General features: G+C 73.2%; 14 protein-coding genes. 2 read left to right on the top strand and 12 right to left on the bottom strand.

Annotation, left to right across the window (positions count from 1 at the left end):
- Positions 1-69 precede the first annotated feature (69 nt).
- Entirely contained in the window at positions 70-1,320 is a 1,251-nt protein-coding gene (locus AB0I06_RS13315; protein ID WP_363118864.1) for an MFS transporter, read from the bottom strand.
- Positions 1,321-1,359: 39 nt separating this feature from the next.
- On the opposite strand from AB0I06_RS13315, the gene AB0I06_RS13310 reads away from it, so the two are divergent.
- On the top strand, positions 1,360-2,703 hold the full coding sequence (locus AB0I06_RS13310; protein WP_363118926.1) for an aminotransferase class I/II-fold pyridoxal phosphate-dependent enzyme: 1,344 nt from the start codon (positions 1,360-1,362) through the stop codon (positions 2,701-2,703).
- 64 nt (positions 2,704-2,767) lie between these two features.
- Here the strand turns inward: AB0I06_RS13310 and AB0I06_RS13305 are convergent, their stop codons facing one another.
- The 7 genes from AB0I06_RS13305 to AB0I06_RS13275 all read right to left on the bottom strand — a co-directional run bounded on the left by AB0I06_RS13305 (position 2,768) and on the right by AB0I06_RS13275 (position 10,792).
- A complete protein-coding gene (locus AB0I06_RS13305; RefSeq protein ID WP_363118863.1) occupies positions 2,768-3,739 on the bottom strand; it encodes a BadF/BadG/BcrA/BcrD ATPase family protein in 972 nt (323 codons plus the stop codon).
- Complete coding sequence (locus tag AB0I06_RS13300) at positions 3,730-4,995, bottom strand: 6-phospho-beta-glucosidase (protein ID WP_363118862.1); 1,266 nt, start codon at positions 4,993-4,995, stop codon at positions 3,730-3,732. The genes AB0I06_RS13305 and AB0I06_RS13300 overlap by 10 nt, the downstream gene beginning before the upstream one ends.
- 6 nt (positions 4,996-5,001) lie before the next feature.
- Positions 5,002-5,895 (bottom strand): carbohydrate ABC transporter permease, encoded by an 894-nt coding sequence (locus AB0I06_RS13295; protein WP_363118861.1) that lies wholly within the window; start codon positions 5,893-5,895, stop codon positions 5,002-5,004.
- On the bottom strand, positions 5,892-6,836 hold the full coding sequence (locus AB0I06_RS13290; protein ID WP_363118860.1) for a sugar ABC transporter permease: 945 nt from the start codon (positions 6,834-6,836) through the stop codon (positions 5,892-5,894). The genes AB0I06_RS13295 and AB0I06_RS13290 overlap by 4 nt, the downstream gene beginning before the upstream one ends.
- Before the next feature lie 12 nt (positions 6,837-6,848).
- Positions 6,849-8,186 carry an ABC transporter substrate-binding protein gene (locus AB0I06_RS13285; protein ID WP_363118859.1) on the bottom strand — a complete coding sequence of 446 codons (1,338 nt, stop codon included), beginning with the start codon at positions 8,184-8,186 and terminating at the stop codon, positions 6,849-6,851.
- Between the two features lie 58 nt (positions 8,187-8,244).
- Positions 8,245-9,456, bottom strand: a complete 1,212-nt coding sequence (locus AB0I06_RS13280) for an ROK family transcriptional regulator (protein ID WP_363118858.1) — start codon at positions 9,454-9,456, stop codon at positions 8,245-8,247.
- A 232-nt stretch (positions 9,457-9,688) separates the two neighbouring features.
- Positions 9,689-10,792 carry a mechanosensitive ion channel family protein gene (locus AB0I06_RS13275; protein ID WP_363118925.1) on the bottom strand — a complete coding sequence of 368 codons (1,104 nt, stop codon included), beginning with the start codon at positions 10,790-10,792 and terminating at the stop codon, positions 9,689-9,691.
- Between the two features lie 317 nt (positions 10,793-11,109).
- Here AB0I06_RS13275 and AB0I06_RS13270 point away from each other — a divergent pair, with 317 nt between their 5' ends.
- A complete protein-coding gene (locus tag AB0I06_RS13270; RefSeq protein WP_033314199.1) occupies positions 11,110-11,646 on the top strand; it encodes an HNH endonuclease in 537 nt (178 codons plus the stop codon).
- Positions 11,647-11,739: 93 nt separating this feature from the next.
- On the opposite strand, the gene AB0I06_RS13265 is transcribed toward AB0I06_RS13270, so the two are convergent.
- The 4 genes from AB0I06_RS13265 to AB0I06_RS13250 form a co-directional block, all read right to left on the bottom strand.
- Positions 11,740-13,092 (bottom strand): ABC transporter permease, encoded by a 1,353-nt coding sequence (locus AB0I06_RS13265; protein ID WP_363118857.1) that lies wholly within the window; start codon positions 13,090-13,092, stop codon positions 11,740-11,742.
- Positions 13,089-13,775, bottom strand: coding sequence for an ABC transporter ATP-binding protein (locus AB0I06_RS13260; protein WP_363118856.1), 687 nt, complete (start codon positions 13,773-13,775; stop codon positions 13,089-13,091). Before AB0I06_RS13260 ends, AB0I06_RS13265 begins: the two co-directional genes overlap by 4 nt.
- Entirely contained in the window at positions 13,772-14,305 is a 534-nt protein-coding gene (locus AB0I06_RS13255; protein ID WP_363118855.1) for a PadR family transcriptional regulator, read from the bottom strand. The genes AB0I06_RS13260 and AB0I06_RS13255 overlap by 4 nt, the downstream gene beginning before the upstream one ends.
- A gap of 78 nt (positions 14,306-14,383) precedes the next feature.
- On the bottom strand, positions 14,384-17,236 hold the full coding sequence (locus AB0I06_RS13250) for a beta-N-acetylglucosaminidase domain-containing protein (protein ID WP_363118854.1): 2,853 nt from the start codon (positions 17,234-17,236) through the stop codon (positions 14,384-14,386).
- Positions 17,237-17,422: the final 186 nt, after the last annotated feature.

Here is a 17,422-nt window from a genome sequence, read left to right as displayed (position 1 = left end):
TCCCCCCTCAGGAACACGTACGGCGAGCGGGTTCGGTTCCCTTGCGGCTGCCCGGCCGGCCCGGCGCGGTCAGCCCCGGCCGGGGGCGCCCAGCGCCGTCAGGGGCTTGCCGAGGCGGTCGCGGACCAGGCGGTGCTGGCCGAGACAGGTCAGGGCGACGGCGCTTCCGAGAGCGGCCCAGCCGAGCGGCCCGGCGGCGATGGCGGCGGTGACCGCGAGCGGTCCGACGCTGCGCTGGGCGGACTGCGCCATGCCGTGGACTCCCAGGTAGGTGCCCTGCGCCGCGTCGGGTGCGAGGGCGACGGACAGTTCCCAGGAGATGGTGGCGTGGAGCATCTCCGCCAGCGTGAACAGGACGGCCGAGGCGGTCATGAGCGCCACGGCGCTGACGGGCCCCCCGGTCGCCGAGAGGGCCATGGCGGCTCCGCCGAGCACGAAAGTGGCGGAGAGCGGGAGCAGCAGGGAGCGGGCGGCCGCGGTCGTGGCGCCGAAACGGGCGAGCGGGACCTGCAACCCCACCACCATCACGTTGTTGAGGACCATCAGCAGCGGTGCGAGGCCGTGCGGGACGTCACTCGCGTGGGCGATCCACAGGGGCAGGCCGATCTTGAAGACGGCGTCGTCGACGAACAGGACGGTCTCGGTGGCGACGTAGGCGAGGTACGTGCGGTCGCGCCAGGGGCTCGCCGGTACGGCCGGGACCGGGGCGTCGCCGGAGGCGGCGACCGTCCTGGAAGGGGACGGCGGTTCGCCGCAGCGCAGTGTGGTCAGGGCGCAGGCGAGGAACGAGAGCGCGTCGCCCACAAGGAGCCACCGGTAGGCGTCGACCGTGCCGGCGGCGAGGGCGCCGGCGGCGACGAGACCGCCCAGGGCCCAGCCGGCGTTGGCGACGGTGCGGTGCAGGGCCTGGTAGCGGACGCGTTCCGGTCCGGCGACGCGGATGGCGTAGATCTTGGTGAGCGTGCTGGAGGCCCGGTCTCCCAGGCTGCCGAGGGCGGAGTAGGCCAGCAGCAGGGCGAAGTGGTCGGTGGTGAGCAGGGCGAGGGAGGCCGCGCACCGCACGAGCTGTGTGGAGATCAGGACGCGGGTGAGGGGCAGCCGGTCCGCCACCCGGCCGGCCAGCGGCGCTCCGGCGATGCCGACGACTCCGGCGGTGGCGGCGAGGGTGCCGATCTCGCCGACGCCGAGGCCGGAGACGTAGGTGAAGTACAGGACCGACACGGATGCCCACAGCCCGCTGCCGATGCGGTCGACGAGGGCGGCCACGACGATTCTGCGTCCGTCCGGGCCACCGGGTATGCGCGTCGTCCAGGCGGTCACACGGCGCGTCCGTGACACTGCTCCCCCTTGCGGATCATTATGTACTGGTACATAATTTTCAATGTGGCAACACAGTATGGGATCAGTGGTACGACAGCCAAGGCAATTGCCGCGTCCGTGGAACGCGCCGTGGTCGAGGGGGCGTTGGGGCCGGGCGCCGCTCTGCCCCCGGTGCGGCGGCTGGCGGACGAGCTCTCGGTGAGCCCGGGGACGGTCGGCGCGGCGTACAAGGAGCTGCGCCGGCGCGGGATCGTGGTGACGCGCGGCCGGGGCGGCACGGTCGTGGCCTCCGCGCCCGCGGTCGCCTCCCGCAGACCGCCGAAAGTCCCCGCCGGACTACGGGACTTGGCGGGCGGCCACCCGGATCACCGGCTGCTTCCCGGTCACCTGCCGTCGGAGCGGGTGATCCCGGTGGCCCGCTCGCACCGTGCGACGCCCAGGACGGCGCGGCTGGAGGAGACCGTGCGGGAGTGGCTCGGCCGGGACGGCGTGCCGGTGGACCATGTGACCTTCGCGCACGGGGCGCTGGACCTGATCGCGCGGCTGCTGTCCGTGGAGCTGCGGCCCGGTGACGCCGTCGCCATGGAGGACCCCGGCTACCACCATCTGCTGGACCTGGTCACGGCATTGGGCCTGCGGGCCGTGCCCGTGGCCGTGGACGACCAGGGCCTGCGCCCCGACGCCCTGCGCGCGGCGCTGCGGGCCGGTGTCCGGGCGGTGGTGTGCAGTCCCAGGGCGCAGAATCCGTACGGCGGCTGCTTCTCCGCCGAGCGCCGCGCGCAGCTCGTCGACCTGCTGCGGGGGGAACCCGATGTGCTGGTCGTGGAGAACGACCACGCTTCCGCCGTCGCCGGCGCGCCCCTGCACTCGCTGGCCACCGGGGGGCTGACGCGCTGGGTGCACGTGCGGACGGTGAGCAAGTTCCTGGGCCCGGACCTGCGGTGGGCCGCGGCGGCCTGCGACCCGGTCACCCTGGCGCGCCACGACGGGCGGCTGCTGCTGACGTCGGGCTGGGTCAGTCACCTGCTCCAGGAAGCGGTGTACCGGCTCCTGACCGACGACGGCACCAGCGCGCTGGTGGACCGCGCGAGACAGGCCTACGCGCAACGCCGTGACGCGCTGATCGCGGAACTGCGCACGCGCGGCGTCACGGGACACGGGAACAGCGGCATGAACGTGTGGGTGCCGGTGCGTGACGAATCGGCCGTGGTCAACGGGCTGCGCACCCACGGCTGGTGGGTCGCGGCCGGAGCACGGTTCAGGCTGTCGGCCGCACCGGGCGTGCGGATCTCCACCGCCGGCCTGGAACCGGCCGAGGCGGTCCGGCTGGCCTCGGACTTCGTCACCGTGCTCGGTGAATCCGAGGCCACGTACGGAGGTTGACCGCCCCGCCCAAAGAACCGGCGCGGCGCGTGGACCGCGGACCGGTCCGCACGCCCCGACCGGCTCACACCCCGTGGTACGCCCGCAGCCTCTCCCGCGCCTCCTCCCCGGCCCCGACGGCGTCGAGGCCCAGCAGCGCCGCGCCGAGCACCGGGGCGGCCGTCACCACCCGCGGCGTCGCCTTCGGGGCGCGGGCCGTCAGCAAGTGCTCGATACGGCCGTTCAGCCGGGCGTGCCGGGCCGCCAGGACGCCGCCGCCCAGGAGGACCGGTGCCGGCTCGTCCAGGAGGTCCAGGCGGGTCAGGGCGGCCACCGCCATGGCGACCACCTCCTCGGCCTGGCGTTCCACGATCGTGCGGGCGATCGTGTCGCCGCCGTCGGCGGTGGCGAACAGGACCGGGGTCAGTTCGTGGCGCCGGAGCGCCGGGACGTCCCCCAGGTGCAGCGCCTCGACCAGGGCGTACACGGACGGCAGGCCGAAGTGGGCGGGGAGGGTGCGGGACAGGGCGGTGGGGGCGCCGCGGCCGTCCTCGGCCCGGGAGGCGTGCCACAGGGCCTCCTCGGACAGGCCCCAGCCGCCGCCCCAGTCGCCCGAGATCCTGCCCAGGGCGGGGAAGCGGGCCGTGCGCCCGTCGGGGCGCATCCCCACGCAGTTGATGCCCGCGCCGCAGACGACCGCCACACCCCGGGGTTCGGTCACACCGGCCCGCAGGATGGCGAAGGTGTCGTTGCGGACCGTCACCGTCGTGCCCCAGGCGCGCTCCCGCAGGGCCTCCGCCAGCCGGTCCTCCTCCACGGGGAAGTCGGCGTTGGCCAGGCACGCCGAGACGTGCGTGACCGAGGTGAGTCCGGCGGCGGCGAGGGCCCGCGCCACCGGTTCGGCGAGGGCGTCCATCGCCGGGCCGACGCCCACGGCCGGGGGACGGAAGCCGCCCCCGCGTGCCGTGGCGAGGACGTCCCCCTCCGCCGTGACGATCGCCACGTCCGTCTTGCTGTTGCCCGCGTCGATGGCGAGGACTCGTGCGGTCAGGCCCACGCGAGGTGCTCCCGGTTGTGTGCGATCAGCCGGTCGGTGAGCGTCTCGGCGTACGCGTACTGGCCGACGAGGGGATGGGAGAGCAGGGCGCGCAAGACGCGGTCCCGGCCGCCGCGCAGGGCGGCCTGGAGGGCCAGGTCCTCGTAGGCCGTGACGGCGGCCATCAGGCCCGCGCACAGCGGGTCCACGGGCCGGACGGGGAGGGGGGACGCGCCCTTGGTCCCCACCGCCGCCTGCACCTCGATCACGGCGTCGTCGGGGAGGAAGGGGAGCGTGCCCCGGTTGTAGGTGTTCACCACCTGGTACGGCGAGCCGCCGCCGCCCAGCAGGGCCGCCGCCAGGTCCACCGCGGCCTCCGAGTAGAAGGCGCCGCCCCGCCGGGCGAGCAGCTCCGGCTTCTGGTCCAGGGCCGGATCGGCGTACATGGCCAGCAACCGCTGCTCCATCGCCGCCACTTCGGCCGCGCGGGACGGCTTGGTCCCGAGTTCCCTCACGACCTCGTCGTGCGCGTAGTAGTAGCGCAGGTAGTAGGACGGGACCATGCCCAGGGTGTCCAGCAGGGGGCGGGGCAGGCGGAGGTCGGCCGCGATCGTGTCACCGTGTTCGCCCAGCAGTTCCGGCAGGACGTCCTCGCCCTCCGGGCCGCCGAGGCGTACGGCCGTCTCCCAGGTGAGGTGGTTCAGGCCCACGTGGTCCAGGTGGATCCCGGAGGGTTCGGTGGACAGCAGGGCCGCGAACTTGCGCTGGAGACCGATCGCCACGTTGCACAGGCCCACCGCCTTGTGGCCCGCCTGGAGCAGGGCGCGGGTCACGATGCCCACCGGGTTCGTGAAGTCGATGATCCAGGCGCCCGGGTTGGCGCGGCGCACGCGGTCCGCGATGTCCAGGACGACCGGGACCGTGCGCAGGGCCTTCGCCAGGCCGCCGGCACCGGTGGTCTCCTGGCCCACGCAGCCGCACTCCAGGGGCCACGTCTCGTCCTGCTCGCGGGCCGCCTGGCCGCCGACGCGCAGTTGGAGGAGAACCGCGTCCGCGCCGTCCACGGCCGCGTCGAGGTCACCGGTCGTGACGACGCGGCCCGGGTGGTCCTGACGGGCGAGGATGCGGCGGGCCAGACCGCCCACCAGGTCCAGGCGGTCCTGGGCGGGGTCCACCAGGACCAGTTCCTCGACGGGCAGGGTGTCGCGCAGGCGGGCGAAGCCGTCGACGAGTTCGGGGGTGTAGGTCGAGCCTCCGCCGACCACGGTGAGTTTCATGTCTGTCTAACCCTTTACTCCGGTGAGCGTGACACCCTCCACGAACGCCTTCTGGGCGAAGAAGAACACGAGGATCACGGGGGCCATGACCAGCACGGTGGCGGCCATGGTGAGGTTCCAGTCGGTGTGGTGGGCGCCCTTGAACGACTCCAGGCCGTAGGAGAGCGTCCAGGCGCCCGGGTTCTCCGAGGCGTAGATCTGGGGGCCGAAGTAGTCGTTCCACGCGTAGAAGAACTGGAAGAGTGCCACCGCGGCCACGCCCGGTTTCGCCATCGGGAGCACCACCTTCAGCAGGGCGCGCAGATCGCCGCAGCCGTCCACCCTGGCCGCGTCCACGTACTCGTCGGGGATCGTCGTCAGGAACTGGCGCAGCAGGAAGATCGAGAACGCGTCGCCGAACGCCATGGGGATGATCAGGGGCCACAGCGTGCCGGACAGGTCCAGCTGCTTCGCCCAGAACAGGTACATCGGGATGACGACCACCTGCGGCGGCAGCATCATCATCGAGATCACCAGCATCAGGGCCGTCCTGCGGCCGCGGAAGCGGAACTTGGCCAGGGCGTAGGCCACGGGGATCGAGGACACGACCGTGAGGACCGTGCCCAGGCCCGCGTAGATCAGGGTGTTCCTCCACCAGGTGAGGAAGCCGGGGGTGTCGAACACCCGGGCGTAGTTGTCCCATTGCCAGGTGTGCGGGATCAGGTCGCGGCTGAGCGCCTGGCTGTCGCTCATCAGGGAGGTGAGGAAGACGAAGACGAACGGGAGCGTGAAGAAGAGGGCCGCCGCGATGCCGAGGGAGTGGACCGCGATCCATTCCAGCAGGGCCCTGCGGTGGGCCGTGCGTTGCGCCGGCGACGGGGGCGTCCTCAGCTCCCGCGGCCTGTCGAGCACCTGCGTCATCGTTCACCTGCCTGGATCAGACCGCCCTTGCGGCGCATCAGGAGGGCCGTGAAGGCCATGGAGAGGGCGAAGAGGACCAGGGCGACCACACAGGCCGAGCCGTAGTCGAAGCGCTGGAAGCCCAGGTTGTAGACGAGTTGGGGGAGGGTGAGGGTCGACTTGTCGGGGTAGCCGGGCTCGAACTGCGTGCCCGCGCCCTGGATCACGCCCGAGGCGACCTTCCCGGCGATCAGGGGCTGGGTGTAGTACTGCATCGTCTGGATCACGCCGGTGACGACCGCGAACATGACGATCGGCGAGATGTTCGGGAGCGTCACGTAGCGGAAGCGCTGCCAGGGCCTCGCCCCGTCCAGTTCGGCCGCCTCGTACTGCTCCTTCGGCACGTCGAGCAGCGCCGCCATGAAGATGACCATCAGGTCGCCGATGCCCCACAGGGCCAGCAGGGTCAGGGCAGGCTTGGACCAGGCGGGGTCGTTGAACCAGCCGGGGGCGGGCAGGCCGGCCCTCTCCAGGATCGAGTCGACCGGGCCCGTGCCGGGGTTGAGGAGGAACGCGAAGGCCATCGTGGCCGCCACCGGCGGGGCCAGGTAGGGCAGGTAGAAGAGGGTGCGGAAGACGCCCTTGGCCGTCCTGACCTTGGTGATCAGCAGGCCCACGCCCAGTCCGAAGACGACCCGGAGCGTGACCATGACGACGACCAGCCACAGGGTGTTGCGCAGGGCGGGCCAGAACAGGGGGTAGTGCTCGAAGACGTACACCCAGTTCTTCGTGCCGCTCCACACGGGCGGCCTGAAGCCGTCATAGCGCATGAAGGAGAAGTAGACGGTGGAGAGCAGGGGGTAGGCGAAGAAGACCGTGAAGCCGATCAGCCAGGGGGAGAGGAAGGCGAGGGTGCGCAAAGCCGAGCGGCGGTGTTTCGCCCGTAGCGTGGAGGTGCTCATCGTGCTCGTCGCCTACTTCGCCTGTGCGATGTCCGTGTCGATCTGCCGGGCGGTTTCCCGGAGGCCCTTCTTCAGGTCGCTCGCCTTGCCGCTCTCGTAGTCGTAGCCGAACTGCTGGATCGTCGTGAGGTAGACACCGCCGTTGACGGAGGCGGGGGCCGTGGTGGAGTCCGGGTGCGCGGCGATCTGAAGGAACGTCTTGAAGCGGGGGTCGTACGTCAGCTTCGGGGACTTCAGGGCCGCCAGCGTCGAGGGCACGTTGTGGATGGCGTTGGAGAAGTCCACCACCGCGTCCGTGTCCGTGGTCATGTACTTCACCAGCTCCCAGGCCGCGTTCTGCTTCCCGCTGGTCGCGGCGATGCCGGCGATGGTGCCGGTGATGTAGCCCATGCCGTACCGGTCGGGCTGGTCGTCGGGGACGGGCAGCGGGGCCACGCCGATGTCGAACGTCGGCTTGGCGTCCAGGGCCATGCCCAGACGCCACTCGCCGTCGAGCTGCATGGCGACCTGGCCGGTGTGGAAGGGGTGTTCGGGGCCCCACTCGTCGCCGAGCCCGGAGCGGTACCTCTCCAGCTTGCGGTAGCCGCCGAGTGCGTCGACCAGCTTCTTCTGGACCGTGAAGGCCTTGGCGAACGCCGGGTCCTTGCCGACGTTCGAGGTGCCGTCCTGGTCGAAGTACGTCGGGGAGAACTGGCCGAGGTAGTGCTCGGTGGTGGTCTCCCAGCCGTGGTAGTTCGGCATGAAGCCGAGCTGCCGGTACGTGCCGCCCCGGGGGATCGTCAGCTTCTTCGCCACCCGTTCGAACTCCGACCAGGTCTTCGGAGGGGCGGTGATGCCGGCCTTCTTGAACGCCGTCTTGTTGTAGTAGAGGCCGTAGGCGTCCCCGAGGAGGGGGACCGCGCAGCGGTTGCCCTCGAACTGGGTGTACTCGTTCATGGCCTTCGGGAAGGTCCGCCGCGGGTCGATGCCCGACTTCTCGAAGAACGGGTTCAGATCCACCAGGGCGCCCGAGGAGCAGAACTTCCCGACGCTGTTGGTGGTGAACGACGAGATCACGTCCGGGGCCTTGGCGCCGCCGGCGCGCAGGGCCTGGTTGATCTTGTCGTCCGTCATGTTGCCGACGACCTCGACGTGGAGGTTGGGGTGCGCCTTCTCGAACCCCCTGACCAGGTCCTGGACGGCCTTCACCTCCGACGGCGCGCTCCAGGCGTGCCAGAAGGTGAGGGTCGTCTCCTTGGACGCGTCGTCATGCGCGCCGGTGTCCGGCCGGCCGGTGCAGGCGGTGGCGAGGAGGGCGAGGGAGGCGCAGGAGGCGAGCGCGATGGCTGTTCTGCTGGACATTCCGGGCATGGCGGAGCTCCCTGAGGACGGGGAAGAGAGGAGAGGGGAAAGGCGAGAGGGGGGTGGGTCAGCGGGAGGTGTCGAAGACCTCGTCGCGCGTCGTCGCGAGCGCGCTCTCCAAGGCGCCGCGCAGCACGGGGTGTTCGCGCACGTCGCCCATGACCAGACGCGGACGGGAGGCGGCCAGCTCCTCCAGTTCGGCCTGGACGAGGGCGCGCAGCGGCTCACCGCCCGAGGTGAGGGACGCGCCGCTCAGCACGACGAGCTCGGGGTCGAGGACCGAGACCAGGGAGGCCAGACCGGTGGCCAGGCGGGTCGCGTAGGTCTGGAGGAGACGCCGGTGGGCGTCGTCGCCGGTCTGTGCCGCCCTGGCCATCAGCCGGGCGGCGGCCTCGGCGTACGGGCCCGGCGGGATGTCCTCGATGCCGAGTTCGCGGGCCAGGCGCGGGACGGCCTGGGAGCCGGCCAGCTCCTGGTAACCGCCGCTGTTGGCCTTGGTGACCTGGCGGACCAGGGGCGTGCCCGGCACCGGCAGGAAGCCGACCTCGCCGGCGCCACCGGTCCAGCCGCGGTGCAGCCGGCCGCCGAGGACCAGGGCGGCCCCCAGGCCCTCCTGGTTCCACAGCAGCACGAAGTCCGCGTGGCCCCGGGCCGCCCCGAGGCGCTGCTCGGCGAGCGCGACCAGGTTGACGTCGTTCTCGTACTCGAACGGCATCGGCAGCGCGGCGGCGAGCTCGTCCAGCAGCGTGGGGGAGTGCCAGCCGGGGAGGTGGGAGGCGTAGCGCAGCCGGCCGGTGGTGGGGTCGAAGGCGCCCGGGGTGCCGATGACCAGGCGGTGGATGTCGTCCCGGGCGAGACCGGCCGCCTTGACCGCGCCGTCCAGTGCGTCGGTGACCTGCTGGACGACCGGGGTGCCGGTGCGCCTGCCGGGGGTGGGCAGCTCGTGGCGGCCGACCGTGCGGCCGGTGATGTCGGCGACCGCGGCGAGGATCCGCTCGGGGGTGACGTCGAGTCCGGCGGCGTGACCGGCCGCCGGGTTGACCGCGTAGAGCTGGGCGTTCGGGCCGGGGCGGCCCTCGGTGGTGCCGGTGGCCAGGACGAGCCCCGCCGCCTCCAGACGGGCCAGGAGCTGGGAGGCGGTCGGCTTGGACAGGCCGGTGAGCTTGCCGATCCGGGTGCGGGACAGCGGTCCGTGTTCCAGCAGCAGGTCCAGGGCGGCCCGGTCGTTCATGGCGCGCAGGACGCGCGGGGTGCCCGGCGTGCCGGCGGTTCCTGCCATGCGTGTCCACACCTGCCCTTCGGCTGCTCAGCTTCTCAGTGATCAGGCGGGGAAGTCCATCGGACGGCCGTCCCGCGGCCTCGGGCGACCACTGTTAGGAAAGTTTCCTATCGGTGGGAGGAACGTAGGCCCGGGGTCGGCCGGGCGTCAAGAGGGTGCGGCCTGCCGTCGTCCGGGCATGCGAAGAGGGCGGCGCCCGGCCGGACCGGGTGCCGCCCTCTTCCTCGGTGCGCTACTTCGTGGTGCTCGTCGGGGCGGGCGGTGTGAGCGGGGAGGCCGCGGCCGACTGCGGGGACGAGGCGTTCGCGTACGCCGACGGGGCGGCCATCCCCGCCGTCGGGTCGGCGGGCTGCTCCTCGGCCGGGGCCGTGGCGCCGCCGACGATGCGGATGTCCGCGGCGTCGAAGGCCCGCTTGATGCGCCAGCGCAGCTCGCGTTCCACGGTCAGGGACTTGCCGGGCATCGTCTTGGCCGTGATGCGCACGACCATGGAGTCCAGCAGCACGCTGTCCAGGCCGAGGACCTCGATCGGGCCCCACAGCAGCTCGTTCCAGGGCTCCTCGGCGCCCATCTTCTCGGCGACCTCGTCCAGGGTGGCCTTGACCTTGTCGAGATCCTCGCCGGCGTGGACGGTGACGTCGACGTTGGCCGTGGCCCAGCCCTGCGAGAGGTTGCCGATGCGCTTGACCTCGCCGTTGCGGACGTACCAGATCTCGCCGCCGTCACCGCGCAGCTTGGTCACGCGCAGGCCCACCTCGATCACCTCGCCCGAGGCGACACCCGCGTCGATCGTGTCGCCGACGCCGTACTGGTCCTCCAGGATCATGAAGACGCCGGAGAGGAAGTCGGTGACCAGGTTGCGGGCGCCGAAACCGATCGCCACACCGGCGACACCGGCCGAGGCCAGCAGCGGGGCGAGGTTGATGTTGAACGCGGAGAGGATCATCAGGGCCGCGGTGCCCACGATCAGGAAGCTCGCGACCGAGCGCAGCACCGAGCCGATCGCCTGGGAGCGCTGACGACGGCGCTCCAGGTTGACCAGGAGACCGCCCAGGGGCGTGCCGTCCACCGTCTGCTCGGTGCGGCTCATCCGGTCTATGAGCTTGGTGATCGCCCGGCGCACCGCGACGCGCAGCACCACGGCTATCACCACGATCAGCAGGACCTGGAGACCGATCGCGAGCCACGTCGACCAGTTCTGCTCGACCCAGCCGGCGGCGTTCGTCGCGCTCTCCTGGGCGTCCTCGAGCGAAGGCACTCTCGGGGCCTCGGTCACCGAGGGGGTCGGTGACGGTGAGGGGTCGGCGGCCATCAGGACGGCGTCCGCGAGGGACAAGGACACGGCAGGTACCTCCAGGTGCAGCGGTCTGCCCCGGCGAGGTGGTTCGGGGGTCAAGGTCACGACTGGGTCACCGAAGGGGCAGAACCACCACACTAACGGGGCATTGTGTGTGGTCCCTCGGGATGTGTGAAGGAGAGACCGTGCTCACCTGGGCTTGAACAGGCCATGATCCTGGGGATGAATGGGATGTGGTCGAAAACACTCCCAGCCCGTTACGGGGACATGGTGGCGCTTCCACCAGGCATGAGGGGAAACTGACTACGAATCGTCCCGGCGCGAGCCACGCGCCGCCGGCGTCCAAGGAGGCATCCGTGCCGCATGTCCTGGTCCTCAACGCGTCGTACGAGCCACTAGGCGTCGTACCGCTCCGCCGCGCGCTCGTCCTCGTCCTCGAGAACAAGGCCGTCTGCCTCGAGGAGTCCGGCGCCTATCTGCACAGCGCGACCGTCACAGTCCCCGCACCCAGCGTGGTCCGGCTCAAGCGTTTCGTGCGGGTTCCCTACCGGGGGCCCGTTCCTCTGACCCGCCGGGCGCTGTTCGCCCGCGACGGGGGCCGGTGCATGTACTGCGGTGGCGTCGCGACCAGCGTCGACCACGTCATCCCGCGCAGCCGCGGGGGCAAGCACGTCTGGGACAACGTGGTGGCGTCCTGCCGCCGCTGCAACCACGTGAAGGCCGACCGGCACCTCTTCGAGATCGGCTGGCGGCTGCGCCACAAACCCGCCCCGCCGTCCGGCCTGGCCTGGCGCATCATCGGGACCGGTCACCGGGACCCGCGCTGGCTGCCGTACTTGCAGCCGTACGGCGCGGAGGACGCCATGGCCCGGATCGACGGCATTTCCGCCTGACGACGATCCGGGCCTTCGTGTTGCCGCGCGCGGCCCGCCGACCGGCCCGGGGAACCCCCGTTCCCCCGGGCCGGCCCGCCGTGGGGTGGGCGCCTACGCGTACCGCAGCTCCCCCGGGCGCACAGATCGGCGCAGCAGCGGCAGCGCGGTGGCCGCGGCCAGCAGGCAGGCGGCGTAGACGGCGACAGGGACCAGGACGATCCCCCAGGGGACGGGCCGGCCGGCGAGCAGGGCGTACCACGTGCCGATGGCCGTCCCGCCCAGGCCGGCGAGCAGCACCGCGGGGGCCAGCGGCAGTGCCGTCTCCAGCAGCAGGGCCCGGCCGAGCACCGTATGCGGCACCCCGGCGGCGGCCTGTGCGGCGAGGCCCCTGCGGCGGGTGGCCAGGGACTCGGCGGTGCCGACGGCGAGGCCGGACAGTGTGATCGCGAAGGCGATCGCGACGGCGGCGCCGGTGAGGTCGAGACCGGTGAGGTAGTAGTCCGCGCGCTCGGAGAACTTCCGGGTGCGCACCACGTCGCCCAGGACCTCCCGGATGCCCATGAATCCGGTCCCGACGACCGTCACCAGCAGCACCGCCGCGTGCGTGCGGGCCGCCGTCCACGGGTCGTCCCGCAGCCGCTCCGCCGCGATCAGGACCGCCGCCGACCGGGCCCGGACCGACAGCAGCCGCCCCATGCCCTTGGCCGCGGCCCCGGAGAGCCACACCGAGCCCGCGCCGACCGCGAGGGACACACCCACCATCGTCAGCGGCAGCCCGATGCGCGGCCGGTTGGAAGCGGCGGAGGACGTGCCGATTACGGCGAGCAGTGTCACCACCCCGACCAGCAGCAGCCCCGCCAGGAACAGCAGCCCCGGCCCCCGTCCGGTGCGCGGTCCCATCCGGCGGACCCAGCCGAGCGGCGAGGCCACGACCCGGCGCAGCGCCAGCGCGCCCGCCACCCCGCCCAGCAGCGGTACGCCGACCGCGACGAGGGCGATCCCCGCCCAGGCCGGGACCGTCGGACGGTCCCACAGCCGCAGCAGGAACAGCACGGAGAAGACGGTGGCGACCGCCGAGCCCAGCAGACAGGCGAGCCCGCTCTCCAGCGCGGCGATCCGCCGCACCTGCCAGGGCGCCGCCCCGGCCAGTCGCAGCCCGGCCAGCCGCCGGTCGCGGTGCACCGCCCCGATGCGGGCGCACTGGCCGAGGAACCCGAGCACGGGCACGAGCAGGAGCATCAGGCCGGCGATCACCCCCGACCGCGTGCCGGGCTGGTTCAGCAGGCCCGCGGCCACGGGCACGTTGTACTGGCCGCGCAGCGACGCCAGGGCGACGGCGGCCAGCGCGAACCCGGTGGCGAGCGCCGCTCCCGCCGCCGTGAGGCTCACCCGCCACCACTCACCGCGGTCGGAGCCCCGGGTGAGGTCCCAGGCGAGGCGCAGATCGGCCTTCAGCGACGTCACGCCGTCACCCCCAGCGCCGCCACGGCACCGTCCCGCAGCTGGACCTCGCGGTCCGCGTACGCCGCCACCTGGGCGTCGTGCGTGATCAGCAGGACGGCCGTGCCCGCGTCGCGGGCGGTGTGGACGAGGGCCGTCATGACCTGCTCGCCGGCCAGGGAGTCCAGCGCGCCCGTCGGCTCGTCGGCGAAGACCACCCTCGGGCCGGTGACCAGGGCCCGGGCCAGCGCGGCGCGCTGCGCCTGGCCGCCGCTCAGCTCGCCAGGCCGCAGATCCTCCTGACCCCGCACCCCGAACCGCTCCAGCCACTCACCCGCCCGGGCCCGGGCTTCGGCCCGGCCGGTGCCCCCCAGCAGCAGGGGCAGGGCGACGTTGTCCAGGACCGTCAGCTCGGGGATGAGCTGCCCGAACTGGAACACCACGCCGAACTCGGTGCGCCGCAGCTCGCTCAGCCGCTTCTCGGGCAGGTCCTCCAGCCGCGCGCCGTCGTACGTCACCGAGCCGGAGTCGGGGCGGACGATGCCGGCCAGGCAGTGCAGCAGCGTCGACTTGCCGCTGCCGCTCGCGCCGGTCACGGCCAGGATCTCGCCGGCGTGCAGGGTGACCGAGGCACCGCGCAGGGCGGGGGTCCGGCCGTGCGCCTTGGTGAGACCACCGGCCGTGAGAAGGGGCACGGGTCTGCTCATGCTGCGTCGACCTCCGCGGTCAAAGTGGTGAGCCGGGCCGCCGTGGTGTTCATCCAGCGGAGGTCGGCGTCGAGGTGGTTGAGGGCGTAGTCCGCCGAGAGGACGGTCGCGAGGTCCGCCCCCTGGGCGGCCTTCACCGCCGTGAGCTCCCGCATCCGCTCCATGTGCGCGGCGCGCTGGGCGTCCAGGTATCCGGCCGGGTCGCCGCCCGAGAGGATCGCGACCACGACCTTGGCGAAGATCTCGTTCGCCACGAAGGGCGCGGGCGGCGCGATCTCCCCGGCCCAGCGGGCCAGTTCGCTCGTCCCGTCGTCCGTCGCCCGGTACGTCGTGCGCTCCGGGCCGCCGTCGGAGTCGGTGCCGTCGACCTCGGCGAGGCCGTCCCGCACGAGGCGCTGGAGGGTCGTGTAGACCTGCCCGTAGGCCAGCGGGCGGGCCTGCGGGAAGCGTTCGTCGTGGCGTCGCTTGAGGTCGTAGCCATGGCTCGGACCCGAGGCGAGCAGGCCCAGCAGGATGTGGCGGGTGCTCATGGCGATCATTATGCACTGAGTACATGTACTGAGTGAATAGTGAGGTGGAACCGGTTCGCCGCCGAGCCCTCGCAGGCCTCAGTCCGTGACCGCGTACGCCTCCACCGACCACAGCGAATACCCGTACGGGGTCGCCCGCCTGTCGCCCTGCACCCGTACGAAACGCACGTCCCGCTCGTCCACGCGGACGTCCTCCCGTCCGCCCCGGCTGTCGCGGACGGCGGCCGCGGTGCGCCAGCGGCGGCCGTCCGGGGAGACCTGGACGCGGTACGCCGAGGGGTGGGCGTCCTGCCAGTGCAGCGTGACCCGGCCCAGCCGCGCCGGGCGGGCGAGCTCGACCTGCCACCAGGCGCCGTCGTCGACGGGGGAGGACCAGCGGGTGCCCGGGTCGCCGTCGTTCGCCGCCGACGCGGGGAAGCCGGGCGTCTCGTCGCCCGAGGAACGGGCGGCGCCGGTGCGGGCCAGGTCGGGCCCGCCGGTGGGCGGGACGGCGCGGACGGTGAGCGTGCGGCCCGCTCCCGCGAACCCCAGCCGGACCTCGTACGACCGCATCGGGGTGCCGCGCTCCACGGTCACCTCGACCGGGACCTCCACCGTGGTGCCGCGCCGCACGGTCAGCTCCGCCCGCGGCACCCGGACCCGGACGCCCTCGGGCGCCTCGGCGGTGAGCCTGCCGCGGGCGTCCGCGGGGCGCAGCGAGCTCAGCCGGGCCGTCAGCCGCTCCGTGCGGCCGGTCTCGACGTCCGCGCGGTCGCGGGGCAGGCCGAGGGAGGTGGCGGGGGAGTCGGTGAACCAGGGGATGAGGTGGTGGACGCGGGAGGGCGCGGGGCCGGTGACGCGCAGCGCGTCGGCGTGCGCCGAGAGCCGCACCTCGCTCGCCCCGGACCGGTCGAGCCGGCCCACGTCCCGCCAGCCGCGCCCCGGCACGTGCACCTCGATGCCGCCCTCGGTGCCCGGCTCGGTCAGGGCCGTCACGGCGGTCAGCGTCCGGGGTCCCGCGAGGCGCAGCGTGCGGCCGTCGCCGGGGTTGCGGGGCGGCTCGTGCTGGATGCCCGACCAGGCCGCGTACGACTTCTGCGCCCGTTGCAGGAAGGGGTCCAGCACCTGAGTCCCGACCTCGACCGGCGCCGACTCCAGCCGGTCCCGCAGGGTGCCGAGCCTGCGGTACGCCGTCCAGGCAGCCGCCGTGTCCCCGGCGCGCTGCGCGTCCAGCATGGCGAGCGCGGTCGTACCCGCCTCGCCGTAGGAGGCCAACTGCTGTGCCCAGGGGGCGACCTCGGAGCCGACTCCGGTGCCGGCCAGCCGCCGGGGCAGCTCGCGCAGCACGGTGAACGCCTCGCGCAGCCGCCGCGCGGCGTCCCCGCCGGCGCCGGTGCCACCGGCCGTGCGGGACCGCCAGTACGCCTCGGCCAGCGGGCGCAGATACGCCGACTCCTCCTCGCCGAGCACCGACGACGCGTCGTTCCCGGCGAGCGCCGCCAGGGCCTGCTCGCGGCCGTGGTCCCCGTCCGCCAGATCGGCGATCGCGGCGCGCCAGGACTCTCCGGGGCGGTAGGAGCGCGGGTTCCAGGCGTAGTCGGCGGCGGTGAACAACGGGATGCGGGACGCCTCCGGCTGCTGCATCGCGTTGGCGAGCAGGGCGGCCGAGCCGGTCGCGACGGCCGGCTCCCGGCCCCGGTACGGTCCGAGGAAGATGCGACCGGGGTCGTAGTCGTTGACCGGGTAGTTGTCCATGGTGACCAGCGGATGCCGCAACGCCTCGCGCGCCTCGGCCAGTTCGCCGCCCGTGATGGTGCGGGGCACCACCCCGACGCCCGTCCACGCCACCTCGACGCCCGCCGCCAGGTCGCTCGCCAGGGCCCGCCGGTAGGCGGTGGCACCGTCCTCGTAGTACTCGGTCGGCATCAGGGACAGCGCCGCGGCGCCGGGGTGCCGCCGGGCGAGATGCCGGGCCACCGCGTTCGCCACCCGGGCCTGTGCCCGCGCCGCCGCCTCGGGGCCGGAGCCGAACCGGTCGGCGTCCGCCCCGCAGTGCCACTCGCTGTAGCTGACGTCCTGGAACTGGAGCTGGAACGCCCGGAAGCCCAGCGCCCACATCGCGTCCAGCTTGCGCGTCAGCGCCCGCACGTCGGCGTCCGACGCGAAGCACATCGCCTGGCCCGGGGCCACCGCCCAGCCGAGCGTGACGTGACGGCTCCGGGCCCGTTCGGCCAGTTCCCGGAACCCGGCCCGCTGCCGCGCCGGGTAGGGCTCACGCCAGCGGGCCTGCCGGTAGAGGTCGTCGCCGGGGGCGTACAGATAGCGGTTCTGCTTGGTACGCCCCATGAAGTCGAGCTGCGCCAGCCGCTGCCGGTGTGTCCAGGCGGTGCCGTAGAAACCCTCGGTGATGCCGCGCACGGCGGTGCCGGGCCAGTCACGGACGACGGCCGCCGCGATGGTGCTGTCGGGCCGGACGAACTGCCGCAGCGTCTGCACGGCGTGGAACAGCCCGTCCTCGCCGGTGCCGGTGAGGGAGACGCCGTCGCGGCCCACGGACAGCTCGTAGCCACCGGAGGGCAGGGCGTGGCGGTCGCCGCGGCGGACCGGCTCCGTGCGGGCCCGGACGATCAGCGCCCCCGGCCCGGCCGTGTCCGTGATCCGGCGGGCTCCGGCCTTCCGCAGCAGCGCGCGCAGGGCTTCCACGGCGTACGGATCCGCCTGCGGGCCGGTGATCAGGGCCACGTCGTCCGGCACCGGCACCGGGGCGCCGTTGGCGCGCAGCGACTGCGGGCGCGGCCAGACGGAGAGATCCGGTCCGGCGGTCTCCGGAGCCGCCGTCGCACTCGGGCCCGGGGCCGGCGGGACCGCCATCGCGGCGGGCGGGGCGACCAGGCTCCCCGCGACGACGGCGACCGCCAGGGCCGCGGCCCGCTTCCCACGCCGCAGTCCCACGGGCCCCTCCACATGTGTTCGACCGGCAGGACGAGCCCACCACCCGTCCGGTGAGCGTGTCAACGAGAGTGGCCGTTGTGGTGAAAATGCCGGAATCTGGACTGTGCGGAGGGGAGCGAATTGTGAGCAGGAGCACGATGTCCGGCCCGGGGCGTCTGCCTTCGCGTCGACTGGGTAGGGCTGCGA

The organism is Streptomyces sp. NPDC050674 (assembly GCF_040654575.1).
GTDB lineage: Bacteria > Actinomycetota > Actinomycetes > Streptomycetales > Streptomycetaceae > Streptomyces.
The sequence above is the reverse complement of the archived record's forward strand: the minus strand, read 5'-3'. Positions and strand labels throughout refer to the sequence as shown.

Coding starts and splice junctions, on each gene's coding strand:
- AB0I06_RS13310 (WP_363118926.1), top strand. CDS start 1,360: ATGTACTGGTACATAATTTTCAATGTGGCAACACAGTATGGGATCAGT.
- AB0I06_RS13300 (WP_363118862.1), bottom strand. CDS start 4,995: ATGAAACTCACCGTGGTCGGCGGAGGCTCGACCTACACCCCCGAACTC.
- AB0I06_RS13295 (WP_363118861.1), bottom strand. CDS start 5,895: ATGACGCAGGTGCTCGACAGGCCGCGGGAGCTGAGGACGCCCCCGTCG.
- AB0I06_RS13290 (WP_363118860.1), bottom strand. CDS start 6,836: ATGAGCACCTCCACGCTACGGGCGAAACACCGCCGCTCGGCTTTGCGC.
- AB0I06_RS13285 (WP_363118859.1), bottom strand. CDS start 8,186: ATGCCCGGAATGTCCAGCAGAACAGCCATCGCGCTCGCCTCCTGCGCC.
- AB0I06_RS13280 (WP_363118858.1), bottom strand. CDS start 9,456: ATGGCAGGAACCGCCGGCACGCCGGGCACCCCGCGCGTCCTGCGCGCC.
- AB0I06_RS13260 (WP_363118856.1), bottom strand. CDS start 13,775: ATGAGCAGACCCGTGCCCCTTCTCACGGCCGGTGGTCTCACCAAGGCG.
- AB0I06_RS13255 (WP_363118855.1), bottom strand. CDS start 14,305: ATGAGCACCCGCCACATCCTGCTGGGCCTGCTCGCCTCGGGTCCGAGC.